Origin of the sequence: Methylocystis sp. ATCC 49242, assembly GCF_000188155.2 — a bacterium.
Taxonomy (GTDB): domain Bacteria; phylum Pseudomonadota; class Alphaproteobacteria; order Rhizobiales; family Beijerinckiaceae; genus Methylocystis.
Genome location: NZ_KE124774.1, coordinates 456,704 through 480,088 on the forward strand (window position 1 = coordinate 456,704; position 23,385 = coordinate 480,088).

23 protein-coding genes are annotated in these 23,385 nt (G+C 64.7%); 14 read left to right on the top strand and 9 right to left on the bottom strand.

What is annotated here, in order from left to right:
- Positions 1–78: 78 nt before the first annotated feature.
- On the top strand, positions 79–849 hold the full coding sequence (locus tag MET49242_RS04100; protein ID WP_036286850.1) for a DUF2155 domain-containing protein: 771 nt from the start codon (positions 79–81) through the stop codon (positions 847–849).
- Here the strand turns inward: MET49242_RS04100 and aat are convergent, their stop codons facing one another.
- From aat to lptG, 7 genes are all read right to left on the bottom strand, one after another.
- Positions 850–1,521, bottom strand: a complete 672-nt coding sequence (gene aat, locus MET49242_RS04105) for a leucyl/phenylalanyl-tRNA--protein transferase (protein ID WP_036280888.1) — start codon at positions 1,519–1,521, stop codon at positions 850–852.
- A 122-nt stretch (positions 1,522–1,643) separates the two neighbouring features.
- On the bottom strand, positions 1,644–3,002 hold the full coding sequence (gene accC / locus MET49242_RS04110; RefSeq protein ID WP_036280890.1) for an acetyl-CoA carboxylase biotin carboxylase subunit: 1,359 nt from the start codon (positions 3,000–3,002) through the stop codon (positions 1,644–1,646).
- Between the two features lie 7 nt (positions 3,003–3,009).
- Positions 3,010–3,591: an acetyl-CoA carboxylase biotin carboxyl carrier protein gene (gene accB, locus MET49242_RS04115; protein ID WP_084678872.1), complete on the bottom strand. Its 582-nt coding sequence runs from the start codon at positions 3,589–3,591 to the stop codon at positions 3,010–3,012.
- 18 nt (positions 3,592–3,609) lie between these two features.
- Positions 3,610–4,041, bottom strand: a complete 432-nt coding sequence (gene aroQ / locus MET49242_RS04120) for a type II 3-dehydroquinate dehydratase (RefSeq protein ID WP_036280892.1) — start codon at positions 4,039–4,041, stop codon at positions 3,610–3,612.
- A gap of 197 nt (positions 4,042–4,238) precedes the next feature.
- Positions 4,239–5,030 (bottom strand): DsbA family protein, encoded by a 792-nt coding sequence (locus tag MET49242_RS04130; protein ID WP_036280896.1) that lies wholly within the window; start codon positions 5,028–5,030, stop codon positions 4,239–4,241.
- Between the two features lie 87 nt (positions 5,031–5,117).
- Complete coding sequence (locus MET49242_RS04135; protein WP_036280898.1) at positions 5,118–7,706, bottom strand: LPS-assembly protein LptD; 2,589 nt, start codon at positions 7,704–7,706, stop codon at positions 5,118–5,120.
- Positions 7,706–8,791, bottom strand: a complete 1,086-nt coding sequence (gene lptG / locus MET49242_RS04140; protein ID WP_036286856.1) for an LPS export ABC transporter permease LptG — start codon at positions 8,789–8,791, stop codon at positions 7,706–7,708. Before lptG ends, MET49242_RS04135 begins: the two co-directional genes overlap by 1 nt.
- Before the next feature lie 372 nt (positions 8,792–9,163).
- Between lptG and MET49242_RS04145 the strand changes: the two genes are divergently transcribed.
- The 12 genes from MET49242_RS04145 (at position 9,164) to ppx (ending at position 21,715) form a co-directional block, all read left to right on the top strand.
- Positions 9,164–10,723, top strand: a complete 1,560-nt coding sequence (locus MET49242_RS04145) for a leucyl aminopeptidase (protein ID WP_036280900.1) — start codon at positions 9,164–9,166, stop codon at positions 10,721–10,723.
- A 113-nt stretch (positions 10,724–10,836) separates the two neighbouring features.
- Positions 10,837–11,412, top strand: a complete 576-nt coding sequence (locus MET49242_RS04150; protein ID WP_051133988.1) for a hypothetical protein — start codon at positions 10,837–10,839, stop codon at positions 11,410–11,412.
- A 1-nt stretch (position 11,413) separates the two neighbouring features.
- On the top strand, positions 11,414–11,893 hold the full coding sequence (locus tag MET49242_RS04155) for a DNA polymerase III subunit chi (RefSeq protein ID WP_036286863.1): 480 nt from the start codon (positions 11,414–11,416) through the stop codon (positions 11,891–11,893).
- Positions 11,890–12,594, top strand: coding sequence for a bifunctional 2-polyprenyl-6-hydroxyphenol methylase/3-demethylubiquinol 3-O-methyltransferase UbiG (locus tag MET49242_RS04160; RefSeq protein ID WP_084678873.1), 705 nt, complete (start codon positions 11,890–11,892; stop codon positions 12,592–12,594). The genes MET49242_RS04155 and MET49242_RS04160 overlap by 4 nt, the downstream gene beginning before the upstream one ends.
- Complete coding sequence (locus MET49242_RS04165) at positions 12,591–13,640, top strand: ABC transporter ATP-binding protein (protein ID WP_036280904.1); 1,050 nt, start codon at positions 12,591–12,593, stop codon at positions 13,638–13,640. The genes MET49242_RS04160 and MET49242_RS04165 overlap by 4 nt, the downstream gene beginning before the upstream one ends.
- On the top strand, positions 13,637–14,551 hold the full coding sequence (locus MET49242_RS04170) for an ABC transporter permease (protein WP_036280906.1): 915 nt from the start codon (positions 13,637–13,639) through the stop codon (positions 14,549–14,551). The genes MET49242_RS04165 and MET49242_RS04170 overlap by 4 nt, the downstream gene beginning before the upstream one ends.
- The gene (locus MET49242_RS04175) at positions 14,548–15,342 is read left to right on the top strand and encodes an ABC transporter permease (RefSeq protein ID WP_036280908.1); all 795 of its coding nucleotides are present in this window, start codon (positions 14,548–14,550) and stop codon (positions 15,340–15,342) included. Before MET49242_RS04170 ends, MET49242_RS04175 begins: the two co-directional genes overlap by 4 nt.
- Before the next feature lie 28 nt (positions 15,343–15,370).
- Positions 15,371–15,919 (top strand): CDP-alcohol phosphatidyltransferase family protein, encoded by a 549-nt coding sequence (locus MET49242_RS04180; RefSeq protein ID WP_036280910.1) that lies wholly within the window; start codon positions 15,371–15,373, stop codon positions 15,917–15,919.
- A gap of 3 nt (positions 15,920–15,922) precedes the next feature.
- Positions 15,923–17,170, top strand: a complete 1,248-nt coding sequence (locus MET49242_RS04185) for an AI-2E family transporter (RefSeq protein ID WP_036280912.1) — start codon at positions 15,923–15,925, stop codon at positions 17,168–17,170.
- 5 nt (positions 17,171–17,175) lie between these two features.
- Entirely contained in the window at positions 17,176–17,880 is a 705-nt protein-coding gene (locus MET49242_RS04190; protein WP_036280914.1) for a DnaA ATPase domain-containing protein, read from the top strand.
- A gap of 72 nt (positions 17,881–17,952) precedes the next feature.
- Complete coding sequence (locus MET49242_RS04195; RefSeq protein WP_036280916.1) at positions 17,953–20,175, top strand: RNA degradosome polyphosphate kinase; 2,223 nt, start codon at positions 17,953–17,955, stop codon at positions 20,173–20,175.
- A 4-nt stretch (positions 20,176–20,179) separates the two neighbouring features.
- Entirely contained in the window at positions 20,180–21,715 is a 1,536-nt protein-coding gene (gene ppx, locus MET49242_RS04200) for an exopolyphosphatase (protein WP_036280918.1), read from the top strand.
- Here ppx and MET49242_RS04205 read toward each other — a convergent pair whose 3' ends face one another.
- Entirely contained in the window at positions 21,716–22,672 is a 957-nt protein-coding gene (locus MET49242_RS04205) for an FAD-binding oxidoreductase (RefSeq protein WP_036280920.1), read from the bottom strand. It abuts the gene before it with no gap.
- Positions 22,673–22,677: 5 nt separating this feature from the next.
- Positions 22,678–23,043: a group 1 truncated hemoglobin gene (locus tag MET49242_RS04210; protein ID WP_036280922.1), complete on the bottom strand. Its 366-nt coding sequence runs from the start codon at positions 23,041–23,043 to the stop codon at positions 22,678–22,680.
- A 120-nt stretch (positions 23,044–23,163) separates the two neighbouring features.
- Here MET49242_RS04210 and MET49242_RS24725 point away from each other — a divergent pair, with 120 nt between their 5' ends.
- Complete coding sequence (locus tag MET49242_RS24725) at positions 23,164–23,379, top strand: hypothetical protein (protein WP_144259459.1); 216 nt, start codon at positions 23,164–23,166, stop codon at positions 23,377–23,379.
- The last annotated feature ends 6 nt before the right edge of the window (positions 23,380–23,385 follow it).

Sequence of the window (23,385 nt, forward strand, 5' to 3'; positions counted from 1 at the left end):
CGTCCTTGGAAACGCCTTTCTTGCCTGTTTCTGTGACCTGCGTGTTCCTCAGCCCCTCGCGTGTGGCGCGGTGAATCGATGATCAAGTCTTTTCGTTTTGGCGCGGCGCTCGGCGTCGCGGGTTTCGCGCTTTCCGGCGTCGCCGTCGCCGAACCGATTCGGCATCCGACGGCGACCTTCGCCGGTCTCGACAAGACGACGGGCCGCATCATCAATTTCGACGTCGCCATCGATGAAACGGTGCAGTTCGGCGCATTGCAGGTGACGCCGCGCGTTTGCAACACCCGCCCACAGACGGAGACGCCGCAGACCACGAGCTTCGTCGAGGTCGATGAACTGATCCTGAAACCGGAGCGTCAGGGCCGGCCGGAGGCCAAGCCCGAGCAGGCCAAGACCGACGGCAAGCAGGAGGCCAAGCGCATCTTCTCGGGCTGGATGTTCGCGGCCAGCCCCGGCCTGCACGGCGTCGAGCATCCGGTCTATGACGTGTGGCTCGTCGACTGCAAGGGCGGCAAGGAGAGCGCGCCGGCACCGGCTGCGGCCGCAGCCGAGCCTTCCGCTGCCCCCGACGCGGCCGCTCCCGCCGCGGAAACCGGCAAGAAGCGCCGCTCGCGCAAGGTCGAGCCCGCAGCGCCCGCGCCGGTGGAGAACCAGCCGATCGGCCCCGCCGACCAGCCGCCGGCGGCCGCCGATTCCGCCGTTCCGGCGCCGGAGGCTGTTCCCGGAGAGGCGCCGGCCGAGCCCGCGCCCCCGCCAGCCCGGAAAAAGAAGAGGAAGAAGCCCGCGGCCGATGCTCCTGCCGCCGCGCCTGTCGAGCCGACCGGCGGAAATCCGCTGCTGCCCTTCTGATCAGCCGTCCTCGAGAGCGGCGAGCGCGTGCGCGCCGCTCACGCTCTGGTCCGGAGACCAGACGTAAAAATCGGCCACAACCGTCAGAGCCTCCTCGAGCGCCCGGTGATAGGCGTCGCGAGAAATCTCGATCGCGCCGAGTGAAGCGAGATGCGTGGTCATGAATTGCGTGTCGAGCAGCTGGAAGCCGCCGGCCCTGAGCCGGGCGACAAGATGCGTCAGCGCCACTTTCGAGGCGTCCCGCTCACGGTGGAACATGCTCTCGCCGAAGAACGCCCCGCGCAGCGAGACGCCATACAGGCCGCCGACGAGTCGCCCCTCGCGGCGGCATTCGACCGTATGGACGAAGCCCATATCGAACAATTCGCGATAGAGGCGGCGGATCTCCGCATTGATCCAGGTCTTTTCGCGATCCGGCGCCGGCGCGGCGCAGGCGTCGATCACCGCGTCGAAATCCCGGTCGACGGTCACCTCGAACCTGTCCGAGCGCACCGTCTTGGCCAGCGAGCGCGAGACGATGAAAGTGTCGAGCGGAAAGATCGCGCGCTTCTCGGGATCGACCCAGAAAAGCTGGTCGTCTTCGGCGCTTTCGGCCATCGGAAAAAGGCCGATGGAATAGGCGCGCAGCAGAAGGTGCGGAGTGATTGCGCTATTGGCGCCGGGTTTGGACATGACGGAAAGATAGCGCCGATCAACGGTTTTTTGCAGCCTCGGCGCTCAAACTGTCATGGCTGCCCCGCCGAAGACCTTTGTGGTCGTTCGGCGGGCATGGTCGCTTGCCGTCGCCGTGCGGTTCAGAACCCCGGCTCGATCCCGCCTGTCGCGAGGAAGTGCTCCAGCCAGTGGATGTCGTAGACGCCGTTCTGAACATCCGCATTGCGGACGAGCGTGCGGAACAACGGCAGCGTCGTGTCGATGCCGTCGACGATGAATTCGTCGAGCGAGCGTCGCAGGCGCATCAGCGCCTCGGTGCGGTTGCGGCCGTGCACGATCAGCTTGCCGATGAGCGAGTCGTAATTCGGCGGGATCGCGTAGCCCTGATAGACGGCGGAATCCACGCGGACGCCGACGCCGCCCGGCGGGTGGTAATAGGCGATACGGCCGGGCGAGGGTCGGAAGGTCAGCGGATGCTCAGCGTTCACGCGGCATTCGATGGCGTGCCCGTAGAACCAGATGTCTTCCTGCTTCATCGAAAGCGGCGAGCCGGCGGCGACGCGGATCTGTTCGCAGACGAGGTCGACGCCCGTGATCGACTCCGTCACCGGATGCTCGACCTGAATGCGGGTGTTCATCTCGATGAAGTAGAACTCGCCGTTCTCGAAGAGAAACTCGATCGTGCCCGCGCCGGCGTATTGCAATTCGCGCATCGCCCTGGCGCAGACCTCGCCCATCTCGCGCCGCTGCGTGTCGTTGAGCGCGGGGGAGGGGCTTTCCTCGAAGACCTTCTGGTGACGGCGCTGCAGCGAGCAGTCACGCTCGCCGAGATGGATCGCCTCGCCCTTGCCGTCGCCGAAAACCTGAAACTCGATGTGGCGCGGCTTTTCGAGATATTTCTCGATATAGACCGTGTCATCGCCGAAGGCCGCCTTCGCCTCGGTGCGCGCGGTGGCTATGGCGATGGAGAGGTCGTGCGGATCGCGGGCGACCTTCATGCCGCGGCCGCCGCCGCCGGACGCCGCCTTCACCAGAACGGGAAAGCCGATCTTCTCGGCGACCTTGAGCGCTTCCTTCTCGCTGCGAACCGGGCCGTCGGAACCCGGCACGCAGGGGATGCCGAGCTTCTTCGCCGTGGCCTTGGCCTCGATCTTGTCGCCCATCAGCCGGATATGCTCGGACTTCGGGCCGATGAAGGTTATGTTGTGTTCTTCGAGGATTTCCGCGAAGCGCGCGTTCTCGGAGAGAAAGCCGTAGCCAGGATGAACGGCGTCAGCGCCCGTGATCTCGCAGGCGGAGAGCAGGGAAGGAATGTTGAGATAGGAATCGCGCGCCGCGGGCGGGCCGATGCAAACCGACTCGTCGGCGAGCTTCACATGCATCGCGTCGGCGTCGGCGGTGGAGTGCACGGCGACCGTGGCGATGCCGAGCTCTTTCGCCGCGCGAAGGATGCGCAGCGCGATTTCGCCGCGGTTGGCGATGAGAATCTTGTCGAACATGCGACGCCTATTCGATCACGAGGAGAGGTTCGCCATATTCGACCGGCTGGCCGTCCTCGACGAGAATGGCGGTCACGACGCCCGCCTTCGGCGCAGTGATGTCGTTGAAGGTCTTCATCGCCTCGATGAGCAGCAGCTTGTCGCCAAGGGCGACGCGCGATCCGATCTCGATGAAGGGCTTGGCGTCCGGGTTGGGGCGGAGATAAGCAGTGCCGACCATCGGCGATTTCACCGCGTCGGCGTAATCGGCGGCGGGCTCGGGGGCGGCCGGCGCAGGCTTCGCCGCCGGCGCGGCCGCTGGCGCAGCGACCGGCGCCGCATGATAGGTTTGGGCGGCCGGCGGCGCGGCGATCGTCAATGTTGCGGGCGGCGGCGCGATCAGCGTGCGCGCGGCGCGGATGCGCAGGTCGCCCTTCTCGACCTCGAATTCAGTCAGATCGCTGCTGGAGACGAGTTCCGCGATCGTGCGAAGCAGTTCCGGGTCGACGACCGGCGCGGGGCCGGTCGGAGCCGGCGCAATGCGCGGGGCGGCTTTCGGCGCCGGGGACTTGCGCGAGGCGGTTCGAGACGTTTGAGCTTTGCGCGCCATGGGAATCTCGGGTCTTTCTCAGATGTTTTCGAGAACGGCCTCTAGGGCCAGCAAATAGGACGTCGGGCCGAAGCCCGCGATGACTCCGCGCGCCACCGGCGAGATATAGGAGTGATGCCGGAAGCTCTCGCGGGCGTGCACGTTGGAAAGATGCACCTCGATCACGGACGCGTTCGCGCCCTTGATCGCGTCATACAGGGCGATGGAGGTGTGGGTGAGCGCTCCGGCGTTCAGAATGATCGGCGCGCCGGATTGTCCTGCCTCCTGAACCCAGGTGACGAGATCGCCCTCGTGATTCGACTGCCTGAAGACGAGCGAGACGCCTCGCGCGGCGCATCGTTCCTCCAACATCGCCCGCACGTCGTCGAGAGTCGCCGATCCGTAGATCACCGGCTCGCGCTTGCCCAGAAGGTTGAGATTGGGACCGTTGAGCACATGGACGACTGTCATTGCGTTCTCGAACGATCCCACATCCTGAAAAAGCGCGACGCGGTTCTTCTCTTAGCCTTATTGCAGCCACAAAGGAAGCCCGCCGCAACACGGCTTTCGAACGAAATCGGCGAATTCGGGTTCGCCAATTTCGCGCTCGTTTCATATTCAGTCGCGCGTTCGGAGGGAAAATCGCGCGCACTTTTTGTAATAGCGCATCAGCAGGCGGTCTTGCCGCATTTGCGCACGTTGTCGATCTTCGTCTTGATCTGGTTGTAGGGCAGGCCGCCGACGAACGCTTCGGAGCCGACCACCCACGACGGCGTGCCGTCGAAACGCATCTGCTCGGCGAGCGCCACGACTTCCTTCAGCGCGGCCTGGGTCTCGGGCTTGGCCATGTCCTTTTCGAGCCGGTCCATGTCGGCGCCGACTTCCTTGGCGGCGGCGAGCGCCTGCTGCTTGCCGATATGGCCGCGGGTGGAGAGCAGCTTCTTGTGGAACTCCCAGAACTTCTCGGGGCTTAGCTGCTGACGCGCCGCGGTTGCGATCTGAGCCGTTTCGACCGAGTCGGGGCCGAGAATCGCGAAATCCTTCAAGACCACCCGCAGCTTGGGATCGCCCTCGATCAGCTTCGCGACGGTCGCAAGCGACTGCTTGCAGTAGCCGCAGTTGTAATCGAAGAACTCGACAAGCGTGACGTCGCCGTTCGGATTGCCGACCACGGCCTGGTTCGGCGAGTTGAACAGCTTGTCTTTCTGCTCTGTGACAGCCCTCTCGCGCGAGGCGGCCTCCGCAACCTTCTGGCGCTTCTCCAGTTCTTCGATCGCCTCCTTGATGACCTCGGGATTGGTGACGAGGTAGTCGTGGACGATTTTCTCGATGACCGTTTTCTGCGCGGGGGAGAATTCGCTTGCGGCCCGCGCGGCGGGGGCCGTCAACACCACGCCGGCGATGACGCTCGCGGCAAATATTGCGCGCGAAGCGCCGGCGAAAGAGAGGGGAAGGCGCATCGAGTTCTCCTTGTCGCGTCAGAGCGCGGTTGTGCGTGGTGGCGCTTCTAACACAGCTTGAGCCCCGTGGCTGTACAAATGGCCGGATCAGCGCGGAATGGCGGTGCGCACGCCGTCGTTCACCAGAACGGAGCCGAGGCCGTAGTTGAACCGCGCTTCGCCGAGAGTGCGGAAATTCAGGCTCACCATCACAGTCTGGTTGCGCGCCGGCAGGCCCGTATAGGACTGCGGCTGGTAAATCTGCGAATAATTGACCATGAGCGTCGTGCACTCGTCATGGTATCCGACCCCGGCTCCGAGCGCGGCCACCGAGAACAGCGGAGCGGTGCCGGTCAGGTTGATGCCCGTGAATTGCGTATAAAGCCACGGGTTTTCAGTATACCGGTTGTAGAGGTAGCGGCTCATGTCGAAGGTGACGGAGCCGGTCATGAAGTAGTTTTTGGTGATATCGTAACGGCCCGCCGCGGACATGCCCTGTCGGCGCACGTCGAAGCCGATCGCGGGCTGCGCGGAGTAATTCGCATATTGGAGGTCGACAGAGATCGGATTCAGATTGAACGACGCGAGAAGATCGAGCCGCCGCATCTGCATGTTGTCCTTGTCGAACCGGCCTTTGGCGACAAAATTGACCCATGACGCGGGGGCGAAGGCGAGGCGGCCGACGAGGTCGGAAGTGCGCGAGTCGAGGCCGGAGTTGAGGCCGACATTAGCGGCGTCCGCCGTAGAGTAGGAGTTATTGCCGGCGATCTGGCGGGACTGACCGAACATGGCGTTGATGAATCCGCCGTTCGCCAGCGACAGCGTCGCCTGACCGCCGTAATTCAGACGCGTGCCGGTCTCGAAGCGGTCGTAGCCGGAGAATTTGCTCCACTCAAACAGGGTCGAATCGTCGAAGACGAGGCTCTGCGCGTCCATATTCACCAGCGACGGAATCGACGTCTGGTTCGGACGCGCGACGAGCTGGACGATCGGCTCGAACACGACATTGCCGAGAGGGCTGCGCGCCAGAATCGGGTAGCGCCATTCCGCGCCGACGCCGGGCAGCGCCTGGCCGCGGAAGCGGTTGTCCGACCCGTTCACGAAGAACGCCTGATTGGCGTTCGGGATCGGTGAAAAGGTGTTGGTGATCTGGTCGTAGCTGTAGATCGGATACAGACCCTGACGGTCGTAATCGAGATAGCTGCCGACGAAACGGGCGAAGGCGAAGCCCGTCCATACGCCGCCGACCGGATCGATGGCCTTGCGTTTCCAGTTCGCGCTGATCGTGGCGTGCTGGTAATCGCCGCCGACGCCGCGCAACAGGCACTGGCTCCCGTTCTTGTCGATGAGCGGGGAATAGATCGAACAGACGTTGTAGAGGCCGTAAACGACGTCCAGGCGGCGCGGATTGATCGATTCGTAATTGGCGAGCTGGGCGGAGGTGCTCGTCACATTCGCGTCGAGTTCGACCTGGCCGCCAACGCCGCCCGTCTTCGCCGGATCGATGTCGAAAACCCGGTTGTAGTCCGTGACAGGATGGACGACGGACTGCTGCGCCTGCACGTCGTTGGGCGACAGGCCCTGGAAGTAGTAGCCGCGCATGTCGAAGAAGCTGCGCGGGCCTTGCCCGGTCAGATAGGCCGTCGACGACGTTTCACGGAAGAAGTAGTTCTGAAGCAGATAGTTGTACTGCTTGTAGTCCTGCAGGAAATAACGGTCGGACAGCGCCGTGATGTCCCACCCCGCGCGCCAGCGGTCGTTGATCGCGAAGTCGCCGAAAGTGTGGATCGAACCGCGCCACCTGCGGTCGCCGGCGCCGAGCGGCGGTTGCGCGAAGGCGCCGGGGTCGCCGACATGCGTGCCTTCGGCGCGGATCGTGAAGCCGCCATTGTCGAAGCGCTTACGGAATTCGCCGGTCAGATAGGGGCCCTGGCGCGTGAAGACGGTCGGCGTGATCGTCAGATCGTAATCCGGCGCGATCGCCCAGAAATAGGGGACGCCGAAGCCCATGCCGAGCTGCGAGCGATAGGTGAACTGCGGCGTGAGGAAGCCGCTCTTGCGTTTGACGGACGGATCGGGCGACGACCAGAACGGCACATAGGCGATCGGCGTGCCGAGCATCTCGAAGGACGCGTCCTCGTAGTAGATCATCTTCTCGACATTGTCGTGGATGATCCGCTTGGCGCGCACTTGCCACATGCGAGGCTTCGACGGATCGTCCTTACAGGCCTCGCAGGCCGTGTAGGTGCCCATGTCGAAGGTGGTCGTGTCGCCGGAGCGCTCGGCGCGCGGCGAGCTGAAATGGGTGTTGTCGGTGGTGTCGACCTGCAGACTGTCGACGAAGCCCTGCTTGAAGTCGTCCGTGAGGTCAAATCGCTCGGCGCGGGCGATCGTGCCGTTCGTCTCCGTCAGCTTGGCGTGACCCTCGGCGAAGACGCGCGAGGTGTTGCGGTCGTAAACGACCCGATCCGCCTCGAGCAGGCGGCCCTTGTAATAGATCTGCACGTCGCCGCGGGCCGTGACGGTGTTCTTCTTTTCGTCGTAGACCATCTCCTTGGCCTCGACGACCATGCGCGCGCCATCGCCCGTCTTCGGCGCCGCGAGGGCGGGCGACGGCAAAAGAGCGGCCGCGCCCGCGAGCGTGGAGGCGCTGGCGAGGAGAGCGGAGAGGAAGCGGAGCCGGCGACGTTCAGCCATCAGCCGTCCTCCGAATACAACAGGGTGAGAGTACCCAACATGCTCCCGACAAGCGCAGGCGACCATGCGGCGACGAGCGGGCTGATGAGCCCCGCGCCGCCGAGATCCGAGAGGACTTTGGTAACGATATAAAGCACGAAGCCTGCCGCCACGCCACCCGAAAGGGTTTTGGCCACGCCGCCAAATCGAAAGAATCTTAATGAAAAACTAGCGGCTACGAGAACCATGGCGACGAGAAGTAGTGGACGCGCCAGAAGCGTCTGGAATTGCAACCTGTAGCCGGTAGAGTCGAGGCCGGCCTCGGTCGTGCGGGCGGTCATTTCCGGCAGCTCCCAGAAGGGCGTGCCCTGCGGCGGAGTGGTGGCCGCGGCGGCCTGCTCGGGGGTGAGGTCGGTCGCGAGCATATAGGAAGCCACCGGCCGGGCGGGTTCGCCCGGCGCGCTCACGATGGCTCCGTTCAGCACCCAGACGCCGGGTTCGAGCCGGGCGCTCTGGGCTTCGACGCGCTCCAGAAACCCGCCGTTCGGCGAATATATGTTGACGCTGACGAAGGTCAGCTCCGTCCCGCCTTTGGCGGTTCCCATGGCGTGCATCACGGCGAGGCCGTCGACGCCGTGCTGGCGAAGCCAGACGCCATGGTCGATGCGCAGGCTCCCCGGCACCCCGAAAAGCTCCAGCTCCATCTGGTCGGAGCGCTGCTTCATGGAGGCGGAAAGGGGATTGTAAACAGCGACTGAAAACACCCCGATGAGCAGGGCGGTCAGCACGGGCGGCGTGATGAACTGCCACACCGACATGCCGGCCGCGCGCGCCACGATCAGCTCGAGCTTGCGGGTGAGGTCGACGAAGGTCGCCATCGAGCCGAAGAGCACGGCGAAAGGCAGAATCATCTCCGCCGCGGCGGGAACCTTCATGGCGGTCATCAGCGCCACCATCCCCGCGCCGGCCTGTGGATTGTCGCTCGCCCGCCGCAGCATCTCGACGAAGACGACGACGAACATCAGGCAAAAGATCGTGAAGAAGATCGCCAGTATGGTGCGCATGAAGCGCCAGGCGAAATAGCGGGTGATGGTGACCCCGATCATGCGAGGGCCTCCGCGCCGGCGCCGGGAATCGGAAGCGTCGCGAGACGGCTCGCCGGAAGGTTCGGAGCGCAGTTTCGCGTCTTCGTCGCCATCGGCCGGGCGCCATCCTTTCCCTTGAACCATGCGCCGACGGGGCGCGTTGACTACGATGGCTAGACGCTCCGCCGCGCCGTGGCAAGCGCCGGCCGACCGCCGCGGGCGCTCCCAACACATTCATATTGCGAGCGTTGCTTTTGCGCCACGCCACTCTCTCTGCGTCCCGATCGCGGCGATTTGGCGGCGCCATTTGACCCGGCCCCGTCGGCGGGATATTGCGCGACCAACATCCCGACGCGCCCGGCGGGCGCCCAATCTCCTTTCCACGAGGCAGCCATGACTCTCAACGCCAAATATGAGGTCCAGACCTTCGACGAGGCGGAGGCGCTGCTGCGCACGCCCGAGGACGCCGAGCGTCCCCGCACCCTGGTGGTCTTTGCCGGCTCCGAGCTGGCCATGGCGGAGCGCGTCAGGACGCTGCTGAAGGACGCCCAGGCGCAGATCGCCCGCGCCGCGGCCGCCGCGAAGTTCAAGGGCAAGTCCGGCTCGTCACTGGAGATTCTGGCGCCCATCGGTGCGCCGGCGAGCCGCCTCGTCATCATGGGCGTCGGCGTCGCCAGCGCCGACGAGGGCGAGGAAAAGGCCGAAAAGCAGGCCAAATTCGAGGACTTCCTGAACCTCGGCGGCCAGACGGCGGCGAAGGTCGGGCAGGGAGCCAGCGCGGTCATTCTCTTCGACCTGCCGGAGACGCCGGCGGACGCCGCCGCCGCGGCGGCCCAGTTCGCGCTCGGCGGCTGGCTGCGCGCCTACAAATTCGACCAGTACAAGACGAAGAAGAAGGACGATTCCGACAAGGAGGGTCCGACCGAGGCGCATCTCGCCGTCTCCGACGCGGCTGCCGCGCGCCCGCTGATCGCCGAGGCCTCCCACACGGCCGAGGCCGTGGTGCTCGCCCGCACGCTGGTCAACGAGCCGGCCAACGTCCTGTCTCCCGCTGAATTCGCCCGTCGCGCCTCCGAGTTGATGAAGCTCGGCGTGGAGGTCGAGATCCTCGACGAGAAGACCATGGCGGAACTCGGCATGCGGGCGCTTCTCGGCGTCGGGCAGGGCTCGGAGAACGAGAGCCGCCTCGTGGTGCTGCGCTGGAACGGCGGCGCGGCGGATGCGGCGCCGATCGCCTTCGTGGGCAAGGGCGTGGTTTTCGACACCGGCGGCATCTCGATCAAGCCGGCCGCCTCGATGGAGGATATGAAGGGCGACATGGCCGGCGCCGCCGCCGTCACCGGCGCGCTGCACGCCATCGCCGCCCGCAAGGCCAAGGCCAATGTCGTCGGCGTTCTGGGTCTCGTCGAGAACATGCCCGACGGGAAGGCGCAGCGGCCGGGCGACATTGTCAGGTCCATGTCCGGCCAGACCATCGAGGTCATCAATACGGATGCCGAAGGCCGCCTCGTGCTCGCCGACGCGCTGACCTATGTCATCGAAAAGCACAAACCCGCGGCGATCGTCGATCTTGCGACGCTGACCGGCGCGATTCTGGTCGCGCTGGGGCAGGAATATGGCGGCCTCTTCTCCAACAATGACGAGCTTGCTGACCGGCTGACCAAGGCCGGGACCGCGACGGGCGAGAAGCTGTGGCGCTTCCCGATGGGGCCGGCATACGACAAGTTGATCGATTCGAAATTCGCCGACATGAAGAACACCGGCGGGCGCCACGCGGGCTCCATCACCGCCGCGCAATTCCTGAAGCGCTTCGTCGGCAAGACCCCCTGGGCGCATCTCGACATCGCCGGCACCGGCATGGGCTCGCCCGCGAGCGACATCAACCAGAGCTGGGGCGCCGGCTGGGGCGTGCGCCTGCTCGACCGGCTGGTACGCGATTATTACGAGGGGTGAGGGCGGCGATGGCGGGCGATGCTGGTGGGGAACAGGCAGCGTCGCTGGGGTCGCGACGGAATCGCGTTACCCCTTTCGGCGAACTTGTCCTCGGCCCGCGAGGGGCGGCGCTTATGGGCAACCGGGGCGATCTGCACGACATAGACGGTCGGATCATCCGAAAGCGGAAAAGCGGCAATCGGCGTTGGATCGCCTGCTCGCTGTCGAATGATACGGGCTGGCGTGTGCCCTTTGACAAGCCAGGTCACTACACGCCATTGTTTTTCGCCGATGAGGCGACGGCCTTCGCCGCGGGTCATCGACCGTGTTCGCAATGCCGCAATTCACATTACAGGCTTTTTCAAAACTGCTGGCGCGCCGCATTTGTGTTACCGAAGGCGCCATCCGCCGACGACATGGACACCGCGCTTGAAGCAGCGCGTATCGATGCGCATGGCAATCAAATTACACGCTCGATGCCGCTCGCCGACCTGCCTGATGGCGTATTTCTAACCCTACCGGAAGATGCGAACGCGCCAGTGCTCAAGTGGGGAGAGGCGCTTTTTCCCTGGTCGCTTACGGGGTACGGCGCGCCGAAAACGGCGCAAAAGACGTGTTTGGTCACCGTGCTGACTCCCGCGCCGATCATTGAAGTTTTTCGCCATGGCTATCGGCCGGCGACCGCCATCTCGCCCGAGCTCTGTTCGTAAGATGCCCGAAATCGCCTTCTACCATCACACGAACAGCACGCTCGAGCAGACGCTGCCGGTGCTGCTGGAAAAGTCTCTGGCGCGAGGCTGGCGCGTCGTTATCCAGGCGGCGAGCGAGGCGCGCTTGCGGCGGCTCGACCAGTATTTGTGGTCCTACAGGCCGGAGAGCTTCCTGCCGCACGGGACGAAGGCCGACGCTTCGCCGCAGACGCAGCCGATCTATCTCACATGCGCGGCCGACAATCCCAACGGCGCCGATGTGCGCTTTTTTGTCGAGGGAGCGCATATCGCGCCCGTGCTCCAGAGCGACGCCGCCCCGCGCGAACGCGCCGTGCTGCTCTTCTCCGGCGAGGATGAAGCCGAGCTTGCAGGCGCCCGCGCGCAATGGAAGGAACTGCGCGACGCCGGTCATACGCTCGTCTATCAGCAGCAGGACGAGAACGGCCGATGGATCGTGAAGGCGCGGGAGCCAAAAGCATGAGCGACGATTTCGCCGACCGCCGCGCGAGGGCGCGAGAAAAGCTCGACGCGATCGATCCCCACAAGCGCGAAGGCGGCGTCGCCGCCGATCCCAAACGCGTCGAATGGTTCGAGGCGGTTTACGAACTCGCGGGCGACGATCCGGCCGCCGTGCCATGGGCGGGGCTGGCGCCGCACCGGTTGCTCGCGCAATGGCTGGATGGGCGTTCGCTCGCGGGTCTTCGCGCGCTCGACGTCGGCTGCGGGCTCGGCGACAACGCCGAGGCGCTGGCGGCCGCCGGCGCGCGCGTGACTGCCTTCGATCTCGTTCCGCGCGCCGTGGAATGGGCGCGCCGGCGCTTTCCGCAAAGCGCGGTCGATTATCGCGTCGCCGATCTCTTCGAGGCGCCGCCGGAATGGCGCGGCGCCTTCGATCTCGTGCACGAACTTTACACATTGCAGGCGTTGCCGGACAGGCTGCTGCCCGACGCGGCGCGGTCGCTGGCGTCCTTTGTCGCCCCGGGAGGCGCGCTGCTCGTGATCGCCCGCGCGCGTGACGAGGCGCAACGCATCGACGGACCGCCATGGCCGCTGACGCGCGCGCAGATCGAGGCGCTCGCAATTGACGGATTACGGATCGCGTCACTCGAGGACATCGCCGCGCAGGGCGACATGGTCCGCCATTGGCGGGCGGAATTTGTCCGCGAGGAGGCGCGCGGTTGAGCGCGCCGCTGCTCGCCGTCGCCAATGCGACGAAGAGATTCGGCGCCGTCGTCGCCCTCGATGATGTGTCGCTCGACGTCGGCCCCGGTGAATTTTTCGCCCTGCTCGGGCCGTCTGGCTGCGGCAAGACGACGCTCATGCGCTGCATCGCCGGGTTCGAGACGCCGGACAGCGGCCGTCTCACGCTGAACGGCGACGATCTTGCGGGCGTGCCGCCCTACCGGCGGCCTGTGAACATGATGTTCCAGTCCTATGCGCTCTTTCCGCATCTCGACGTTTTCGAGAACGTGGCCTTCGGCCTGCGTCGCAAGGGCGAGGCGCAGGAGGCGATCCGCGCGCGTGTGAATGAACTACTGGAGATGACGCAGCTGACGCCTTACGGATCGCGTAAAATCAATGCGCTTTCCGGCGGACAAAGACAGCGGGTGGCGCTCGCGCGCGCGCTGGCGCCGCGCCCGAAGCTCCTGCTGCTGGATGAGCCGCTCGGCGCCCTCGATCGCAAGCTGCGCGAGGAGACCCAGTTCCAGCTCAAGGAAATCCAGCGCAGGACGAACACGAGTTTCGTCATCGTCACCCATGATCAGGACGAGGCGCTGGCGCTCGGCGACCGAATCGCGGTGATGCGCGCGGGCAGGGTGGAGCAGATCGCCTCGCCGGTCGACATATACGAGCGGCCAGCGACCCGCTTCGTCGCGGGCTTCGTCGGAGAGACGAATTTCATCGACGGGCGGATCGCGCGCGACGGCGGCGCCCGTCTCGTCACGTCCTTCGGAAATCTCGCGCGCGATCATTGCCCGCTGGCGGAGGACGCGCGCGCGACTCTCAGCCTTCGGCCCGAACGCATTGCCGTCTCGCGCGAAGGCGAGGGCGTTTCTGGCGTCGTCGAGGATTTCGTGTTTCGCGGGGAAAATACGCTGTTGCGTGTGCGCCTCGCGCCCGACGTCGTGCTGCGCGTCCTGGCGCATGAGGCGCGCTATGCGATCGGCGATGTGGTTCTGCTCCAGATCGCGCCCGACGCCGGCGTTCTTTTCGGGGAGGAGGCATGAGCGTGCGCCGCAAGCTTTCCGTCAGTCAGCGGCTGGCGCTCGCGGCGCCATATGTCTGGATCGCGGCCTTTTTTCTCGCGCCGATGTTGCTGATTGCGAAAATCTCCTTGTCAAATTCGGTGCTGGCGCGGCCGCCCTATGAACCGACTTTTTCGCCCTCCGACAGTATCGCTGCAATGTGGGCGAAGGCGCAGACTTTCACGCTCGACTCCTACCGCGCCCTCGCGACAGACAGTCTCTATCTCGACTCCTATCTTTCGTCGCTGACGATCGCCGCCATTGCGACATTCGTCACGCTGCTCGTCGCCTATCCTTTCGCGCTCGCCATGGCGCGCTCTGCGCAGCGCTGGCGGCCTTTTCTCATCGGCCTTGCCGTGGCGCCTTTCTGGACGAGTTTCCTCATCCGGGTCTACGCATGGATCGCGCTCCTGAAAGATGAGGGCCTCATCAACAATGCGCTGATCGCGCTAGGCTTGATCAATGCGCCGATCGAGATGTTCGCCACGCGCGGCGCCGTCGTCGTTGGCATCGTATATTCGTATCTGCCCTTCATGCTGCTCCCGATTTATGCGGCGCTGGAGCAGCAGGACGCGACATTGCGCGAAGCGGCGGCCGATCTCGGCGCTTCGCCCGCGCAAGTGTTTCTGCGCGTCACCCTGCCGCTCTCGCGGGACGGCGTCATCGCCGGCGCGCTTCTCGTTTTCATTCCCGCTGTGGGAGAATTCGTCATTCCCGATCTTCTCGGCGGCTCCGACACGCTGATGATAGGCCGCACCCTCTGGAACGACTTCTTCGCCAATCACGACTGGCCGGCTGCGTCAGCCGCCGCCATCGTGCTCGTCAGCCTGCTGATCATCCCGTTGCTGCTGTGGGAGCGCGCGCGGCTGAAGGAAGAGGGGGAGAGCCAATGACGGCGACGGCCTCCCGTCTCGCGCGTCGCTCGGTTCTTCTCGCGGGCTTTGTTTTCCTTTACGCGCCGATCGTCATACTGGCGGTCATGAGCTTCAACGCCTCGCGGCTCGTCTCGGTCTGGGGCGGTTTCTCGACGAAGTGGTATGTGGCGCTGCTCGAAAATGATCGGCTCATCGACTCTGCCAAAGTCAGCCTCGCAGCGGCAACATTGTCCGCGGCGGTCGCAACATTTCTTGGCCTGCTGGCAGCGATAGCTCTCGCGCGTTTCGGCGCCTTTCGCTCGCGTATGCTGTTCTTCGGCGCGATTCACGCGCCGCTGGTGTTGCCGGAGGTGGTGCTGGGCCTCGCGCTTCTGACATGTTTCGTCGCCCTCGGCGTCGGCCGCGGCTTTACGACTCTCGTCATCGGCCATGTGACCTTCACCATGTGCTTCACCACGGTCGCCATTCTCGCCGCGCTGCGCGGCTGTGATCCGACGCTGGAGGAGGCGGCGATGGATCTCGGCGCGACGCCGGTCAAGGCTTTCATCCTCGTCGCATTGCCGCAGATCGCTCCGGCGGTCGCTAGCGCCTTTCTCCTGGCGTTCACCCTCTCGCTCGACGATCTCGTCATCGCGAGCTTTGCCGCCGGTCCGGGCGCGACGACATTGCCGATGCGCATCTATTCGCAGGTGCGGCTCGGCGTGTCGCCGCAGATCAACGCGATTTCCACGCTGCTGCTCGGGCTCGTGGCCATGGCGTTGGGGCTCTCTGCGCTCGCCATGCGCGCGGGGCGGCGGCGAGGATTGTGACGGGCCTCCGCCGCCCCACATAGCGGATATGGCTTTCAACTGGTTTGCTTCCTTACCCAATTTCATCACCATCGCCCGGCTGGTGCTTACGCCTGCCGCAATTTCCTTCATCGTCGACGAAAATTGGCGGATGGCCTTCGCGATCTTCGCAACGGCGGCGGCGTCGGACGCGCTCGACGGCTGGCTCGCGCGGACCTTCCGCCTTCAGTCGGAACTCGGCGCGATACTGGATCCCATCGCGGACAAGGCGCTGATCGTCTCGATCTATGTGTCGCTCGCCATTCTCGGGGTGTTGCCGTCCTGGCTGACGATCATGGTGGTGTCACGGGACGTGATGATCATTGGCGCGGTCGTGATCTCCTGGCTGATGTCGCGGCCGGTGAAGGTGCAGCCGCACCTCGCCTCCAAGGCCACCACGGCGGCGCAACTCGCGCTTGCGGGCGTCGTTCTCGCGGGCAAGGCCTTCGGAGAGCAATTCTTTCTGTTGGATGCGGGGCTTGTCGGGCTCGTCGCCGCATTGACCGTTGCTTCAACCGCTGTCTATCTGTGGCTGTGGTTCCAGCACATGAGGCCGTGAAAGATGGCGAAGCAGGTGGACCTGGCGGCGAGCGGCCGTCACGGCGCGGGTGAAGCGGCGCATATGCCCCCGGTCGACGCTCCGGCCGAGGGGGCGACGGCCAACGGTCCGGAGGTCCGGGCTGTCAAATGGGCGGGCCTCAGTCTGGAGCGGCAACTCATGCTCTGGGGCCTCTCATTCGTCGGGCTCGCCGCAATTCTCTATTTCCTCAGCCCCGTGCTTGCGCCTTTCGTCGCCGGTACGGCGCTCGGCTATCTGCTCGATCCCGTCGCCGACCGCATGCAGCGCTGGGGCGTCTCACGGCTCGGCGCAGCGTTGATCCTGCTTGCGGGATTCATCGCCTTCGTCGTCACGGCGCTCATCATCCTGCTGCCAATCCTGTCGCACCAGTTGGCCGGCTTCATCACCGCGCTGCCGGGCTATTTGCAGACCCTGCATGGGCTCGTCACTGAATGGAGCTCGAGTTTCACCAGCGAATATATCAACGAGTGGCTTCAGAAATACGGGTTGGGAGCGGCCGGCGCCTCTTTCGACGCGCAAAAATATTTCAATGATCTCGCCAGTCAGGGCGCCGCGTTGATCGGAGATTTCCTGAAGTCGCTCGTGTGGCGCGGCTACGCGCTGATCAATGTGGTGTCTCTCATCGTCATCACGCCGGTCGTGGCCTTTTACATGCTGCTCGACTGGGACCACATGGTCGAGATCATCGACGATCTCATTCCGCCGCGCCATCGCGACGACGTGCGGATGCTGGCGCGCGACATCGACCGTGCGCTGGCGGGTTTCGTGCGCGGCCAGTCGCTCGTCTGCCTCTTCCTCGGCGTGTGGTATGCGGTGGGCCTGTCGGCGATCGGGCTGAACTTCGGATTCCTGATCGGCGTTATCGCGGGCATCCTCAGCTTCATCCCGTATGTCGGCTCGATCACCGCCTTCGTGTTCTCCATCATCATCTCGATCGTTCAGGCGTGGCCGCACATCAATCTGCCGATCGAGGCGGTGGCGATCGTCACGACCGGCCTCATCATGGACGGCTATGTGCTTTCGCCGCGTCTCGTCGGCGCCTCGGTCGGCCTGCACCCGGTGTGGATCATGTTCGCCTTGCTCGCCTTCGGCGCCCTGTTCGGCTTCACGGGTCTGATCATCGCGGTGCCGACGGCGGCGGCGCTCGGCGCCATCATGCGCTTCCTGGCCCGCCGCTACCGCGCGAGCGCGCTCTATCGCGAGCGGTCCTACGCGCACGACAGGGCCTAGGCGGGATGGTCGCCGGCGCCCGCGGTCCGGCGCAGCTTCCGCTGGAGCTGCCCGTTGAACCGCGCTTCGGTCGTGATGATTTCCTTCCCGCCGCCTGCAATCGGGCGGCGCTCGCCATGGTCGAGCGCTGGCCGGACTGGCCGGACCGCATCCTTTCGCTGATCGGTCCGCCGGGCAGCGGCAAGAGCCATTTGCTCGCCATCTGGGCCGAAAGCGCCGGGGCCTTGCGCGTCGACCCCGTGACCTTGCCGACGCTGGAGGCGCTCAACGCGGCGGCGCCGGCGGCGATCGTGATCGACGACGTCGACCGCGTGAGGGACGAGACGGCGCTGTTCCACCTGCTCAACTTCGCTGTCGAGCATCGCGTTTTCCTTCTGATGAGCGCCAGCCGCCGGCCGCGCCCGGAGGACGTGCGGCTCCCCGACCTATTGTCACGCCTTCGTCGCGCGCCTGTGGTGGAGATCGGCGCGCCGGACGATGAACTGATGCGCGCGGTGCTTGAAAAGCTCTTTCGGGACAGGCAGTTGATAGTAGATGAGCCCGCCTTGGCCTATGTGTCGCTGCGGCTGGAGCGCTCTCTCGACGCCGCCCGCGCCCTTGTCGCGGCGCTCGACCGCGAGGCGCTGGCGCGACGTCGGCCGATAACCCGGGCGCTGGCGGCCGAGGTGATGGAGCGCTTTTCCGACCATGCGGCGGGAAGCGAAGAATAGCCGCAGGCGCAACTTCCGCCTGCCGCCGTGGGCGCCGATATGGCATGATGACTCAAAAGGCGGGACAGCGGCATGTCGACAAACACACGAAGCAAACCCGAGCGCAGCGAGGCTGAAGTAGTGGTCGCCAATATCGAAGTCATGGATCCTGCGGGCGAAATTCTGGAGCATCCCGAAGAACTCGCGACGTCCCCATTGCGCTTCATCAATCGCGAATTGTCCTGGCTCGAATTCAATCGCCGCGTTCTGGAGGAGGCGTCGAACCGCAACCATCCGTTGCTCGAACAGCTCCGCTTCCTGTCCATCTCAGCGAACAATCTCGACGAATTCTTCATGGTGCGCGTCGCGGGCCTTCGCGGCCAGATACGCTCCGGCATGACCGCTCTTTCGCAGGACGGGCTGACTCCCGCCGAGCAGCTCGCCAAGATCACCGAGCGCGCCGCGCGGCTCACCAATGAGCAATTGCGCCGCTGGCGTGAGCTGCGGCGTGAAATCGAAGAAGTCGGCATCGCCATAGTGGAGCCGGCCGACGTCTCGAAGGCGGATCGCGAGTGGCTGGAGGAGCACTTCCTCAATCGCATATTCCCGGTGCTGACGCCGCTCGCCGTCGATCCGGCGCATCCCTTTCCCTTCATCCCCAATCTCGGATTTACACTCGCGCTGGAGCTGATCCGGCCCGGCGACCGCAAGACGCTTCAGGCGCTGGTGCGTTTGCCCCCGAAGGTCGAACGTTTCGTGCATCTGCCGAGCGCGGGCGGCGCGCGCGAGCGTTACATGTTGCTCGAAACGCTGATAGCGATGAACGCGCAGCGCCTCTTTCCGGGCTATCTGTTGCGCGGGCAGGGGCTCTTCCGTGTCATCCGCGACAGCGACCTCGAAGTCGAGGAGGAAGCCGAAGACCTCGTGCTGCTCTTCGAGACCGCGCTGAAGCGGCGTCGCCGCGGGTCGGTGATCCGTCTCGAGGTCGCCGCCGACATGCCGGAGACGCTGCGCGCGCTTGTCGCCGACGAACTCGATGTGGGGCCGAACGAGATTTTCGAGATCGACGGCATGCTGGCGCTCAACGATCTCTCCGAACTCGTCGCGCTCGATCGGCCCGATCTGAAGTTCAAGCCATATAATCCGCGCTTTCCGGAACGCGTGCGTGACAATGGCGGCGACCTGTTTCAGGCGATCAAGCAGAAGGATCTCGCCGTTCACCATCCATATGAGTCGTTCGACGTCGTCGTGCAGTTTCTTCAGCAGGCGGCGCGTGATCCGAATGTCATCGCGATCAAGCAGACGCTCTATCGCACCTCGAATAACAGCCCGATCGTGCGCGCTCTGGCCGAGGCCGCGGAAGCCGGCAAATCCGTCACTGCGCTCGTCGAACTGAAAGCGCGCTTCGACGAGGAAGCCAACATCCGCTGGGCGCGCGATCTCGAACGTGCGGGCGCGCAAGTCGTTTTCGGCTTCATCGAACTCAAGACGCACGCCAAACTGTCGATGGTCGTGCGTCGCGAGGGCTCGGGGCTCGTCACTTACTGCCATATCGGCACGGGCAATTATCATCCCGTCACCGCGCGTATTTACACCGATATCTCGGTCTTCACCGCCGATCCGGTGATTGGGCGGGACGTGTCGCGCATCTTCAATTACATTACCGGCTACGCCGAGCCTGCGGGGCTCGAACGCATGGCTGTTTCGCCGATCTCGCTGAAAAAAAAGCTGCTCGAACATATTCAGCAGGAGATAGATTTCGTGAAGGCCGGCAAGCCCGGCGTGATATGGGCGAAGTGCAACGCGCTCGTCGATCCCGAAATCATCGACGCGCTTTACGCGGCGTCGAAAGAAGGCGTCTCGATCGATCTCATCGTGCGGGGAATATGCTGTCTGCGGCCCGGCGTTCAGGGGATATCGGAAAACATTCGCGTGAAATCGATCGTCGGGCGCTTTCTGGAGCACGCGCGCGTCTATGCCTTCGGCGCAGGGCATCCGCTGCCGCATTCGCGCGCGCAGGTTTATATCTCCTCCGCTGATCTTATGCCGCGCAATCTCGACCGGCGCGTCGAGTCGCTGATGCCGATCACCAATCCCACCGTGCATCAACAATTGCTCGATCAGATCATGCTCGCAAATCTCATGGACAATGAGCAGAGCTATCGTCTGTTGCCCGATGGCTCGTCGCAACGCATCACGCCGCCGGAAGGCGAGGAACGCTTCAACGCACATAAATATTTCATGACTCATCCGAGCCTGTCGGGCCGGGGCAAGTCGCTGAAGGACTGGCGCCCGCGTTCGTTGCTGAAGCGTTAGAAAAATGCTCAAGGGCTTTCTTCGTTCACGCGCCGAGCCGGTCGCTCCGGTGAAAATCGAGGCGGCGCCGGTCGCGATCGTCGACATCGGCTCCAACTCGGTGCGTCTGGTCGTCTATCAGGCGCTGTCGCGCGCGCCGACGCCGCTCTTCAACGAGAAGGCGATGTGCGGTCTCGGCAAAGGCGTTGTCACGACAGGCCGGCTGCCGGAGGACGGCGTCGACAAGGCGCTGAAAGCGCTGCGCCGCTATCGTGCGCTTTGCGATACGATGGGCGTCGGGGATATCGAGGTCATCGCCACGGCGGCCGCGCGAGACGCGGAAAATGGCCCCGCCTTTCTCGACGCCGCGCGCGCCGCGATACGCAATGACATCACGCTGCTCTCGGGGCGGCGCGAGGCGGAGCTCTCGGCGCTTGGCGTCGTCTCCGCCGTGCACGAGCCCAATGGCGTGGTCGGCGACCTCGGCGGCGGCTCGCTTGAACTTATCGACGTCAAGGGCGACCAGCTGGGCAAGGGCGTCACGCTGCCGCTCGGCGGTCTGGCCCTGATGGACGCCTCGCGCCGCTCGACGCGCGACGCCACGCGTATCGCGCGCAAGGCCATCGCCGACGCCAAGCCGCTCGAACATCTCAAGGGCCGCACATTCTACGCCGTCGGCGGCACCTGGCGCTCGCTCGCCAAGCTGCACATGCGTCAGCGCAACTATCCGCTGGGCGTGATGCACAACTATCGCATACAGACCAGCGAGGCCGCCGACTTCGCCGAACTTGTCGAGCATGTCGACAGCGAGGCGATCGGCGACATCAACGTCGTCTCCACGGCTCGCCGGCCGCTGCTGGCGTACGGCGCCATCGTGCTCGACGAGATCATACGTCGCGCCAAGCCGCGTGAAATCGTCATCTCTGCGGCCGGCGTGCGCGAAGGCATGTTGTTCGAGAGACTGCCAGAGGCGGAGCGTCGCGTCGATCCGCTGCTTTCGGCCTCGCGCGAACTCGAAGCCACATTCGCGCGGGCGCCGGGCTATGGCGACGATCTCATCGCCTGGACCGATGACTTCATGCGGTCGGGAGCGATCGACGAGACGCCCGAGGAAAAGCGGCTGCGCCATGCGGCGTGTCTGCTATCCGACATCGCCTGGCGGGCGCATCCGGAATATCGCGCACAACGAGCGATGAATGTCGTGACGCAGGGGCCGTTCGTGTCGATCGACCATCCTGGCCGCGCATATTTGTCGCTCGCCATCGTGCTGCGACACGAAGGGCCGGACGGCGGCGAGGGGGTCGCGACGATTCGCAGCCTGTTGACGACGCGGCTTTTCCTGCGCGCGCGCGTGCTCGGCGCGGCGATGCGCGTCGGCTATCTGGTGTCTGCGTCCATTCCGGGCGTCCTGCCGCGCACGACGATGCGACTCACCAAAGGCGCGCTGGTTCTGACGTTGCCGCAGGACTTTGCCGATCTCGCCAGCGACCGCGTGCTCAACCGGCTGAAGGCGCTCGGCCGCTTGATGGGCGTGGACGGCGTGATCGAGATCGCGCCGTAATCAGCCCGTTGGCGTGAAGGCGTCCGAACGGATGCTTTTCAGGCTCGCGCCGCGCATGAAGAGTTCGCGCTTCAGGCGCTTCACGAGATTTTCGCCGCCACAAAGAAAAAAGGCCGAATCAGCAAGATTGGTCTCCGACTCCAGCGCCACCGCCGCGACGTCTCCGCCTAGCGGCGCATCGGGGTCCAGCGCGCAGGGGCGGTAGACGACATTGTCGCGCGCCACGGCCAGCGCCTCGAGATCGTCGTGCAGGTAAAGACCCTTGCTGTCGCGCGCGCCGTGATAGAGGCGGATCGGCCCGCGATGGCCGCTGCGCAGGGCGTCGCGTAGCACGCCATAGAGCGGCGCGAGGCCAGTGCCGGCGCCGATCAGCACCAGCGGCTGATCGGATTCGACGCCCTCATAAAAGCATGTGCCCGAAGGGCCGGCGACGTGGACGCTGTGGCCGGGGGCGAGCGACTCCATAAGATGCCGGCTCATGCGGCCGTTCTGATGCAGGCGGATGTGCATTTCGAGGAATGGGTCTTCCTCGGGATGGCTGGCGAGCGAATAGTGGCGCCTGAGATCGTCCGCGGCGATCAATTCGAGAAACTGGCCGGGGCGGTAGGAGAAGCCGTCCGTCTCCACGCGCAGCCGCACGATGTCATGCGAAAGCTGTTCGATCGAGCGCACGGTTGCGTCGAGGCGCGCGCCGATGTCGTCGGGCCTCACAATGGTGAGCGGCGTCTTGAGCTCGCAGACGCAGGGAAGAAAATAGCCGAGCGCCTTCTGCGCATCGGAGAGGCCGACCTGCGACTCTGGTGGCGGCGCGCCCTCGATGGCGCGATGGGTGCACGTCTGGCAGTGGCCGGAACGGCAGGAGCTGGGCGCGTCAATTCCGGCGCGAAGCAGCGCTTCGAGAACGGTCTCGCCCGGCGCAATGGCTACCGGGCGATCCTCGTAGGTCAGCAGCGACAAGGCCGTCAGCGATTCAGGACGTCGTCGCGGACGGAATTGGCGAGCGCCGCCACCGCCTGCACGTCTTTCTCCGCAACGCCGAGCTGGCGCAGCGTGCCGTTCAGGTTTTCAATCACCGCGTCGACATGCGAGTCGTTGAGGCCCTGGGCGACGAGGTGCTTGTGGGCGTTGCGCATATCGAGACCGGTGTAGTTGTTCGGTCCGCCAAACACCATGGTGAGGAACGCCTTCTGCTTGGCGGCCTGCTTCTCCATGTCCACGCCTTCGAAGAACTTGGCGATGCGGCCATCGGCGAGAACGCGGCGATAGAAGATGTCGACTGCAGCGTTGACGGCCGGTTCGCCGCCGAGACGTTCATAAAGGCTGGACATTTGGACGCTCCTCCTAAAGAAGTATTTTTGATACTCCTTTTTAGCCCGTCTGTGGAATCTTTGCAAGAAGGGGATATTTCAAGGCGGTCATGTTTTATGTAACGGAGGAGTTCGGAAGGGGTGGCCGGAGACATTCAGCGTCACGTCCTCAACTTTATGTTGTCCGGCAGTTGCGAATCTTGTCGCGCCTCAGCATTTCAAATTGTTGTGATCGAAAACCCCGCTCTCGTCCCCGAAGCGCATGTCTTTTCCGGCGGGGCAATTAACAAGCTCGACGAAGGGCTTCGCCCATTTCACCCCGAAGCGCATGTCTTTTCCGGCGGGGCAATTAACTGAAAGTCT